Source organism: Sphingobium sp. D43FB (genome assembly GCF_002312805.1).
Taxonomy (GTDB): Bacteria; Pseudomonadota; Alphaproteobacteria; order Sphingomonadales; family Sphingomonadaceae; genus Sphingobium.
In genome coordinates this window covers 1-385 of record NZ_NMUA01000274.1, presented here as the reverse complement: position 1 = coordinate 385, position 385 = coordinate 1, and the positions used below count along the sequence as shown (strand labels likewise).

Below are 385 nucleotides of genomic sequence, written 5' to 3'. Positions count from 1 at the left end.
AAAATTGCGATGAAGGCCAGAATGACTAATACGACCGTGATGGCCGTACGGGAGAATTTTCTTATTAGTGTTTTCACTTCAACCTCAAACGAACAGTCGCGATATCAAATAAAACAAGCAGCAATAGAGCGCGGTGTTGAACAACGCCGGATGCCAGACAAAGTCGTAGATACCTGTTGGCACAAGTACCCGGCGCACCAGCCAGAAAATCGCCAGTGATAAAAGCAATTCAAAAAATATCGGTGGGAAGGACAGCCCAAACACCACGATAACGGGAAACAGACTCATGTTGACCTTGGTTGTAAAGAGAGAGCAGGCGTTATTATTTTCAGCATCTGTCGCCGCAGAGAAGGGCATGGAAAGCCGGGCGAGAGCAACATTGCTG

Annotated in this window: 1 protein-coding gene; it reads right to left on the bottom strand. The window is 47.3% G+C overall.

Annotated elements, in window-relative coordinates:
- Positions 1–84: 84 nt before the first annotated feature.
- A partial coding sequence (gene aaeX, locus SxD43FB_RS24375) for a p-hydroxybenzoic acid efflux pump operon protein AaeX (RefSeq protein ID WP_343228870.1) occupies positions 85–385 on the bottom strand: 301 nt, incomplete at its 5' end.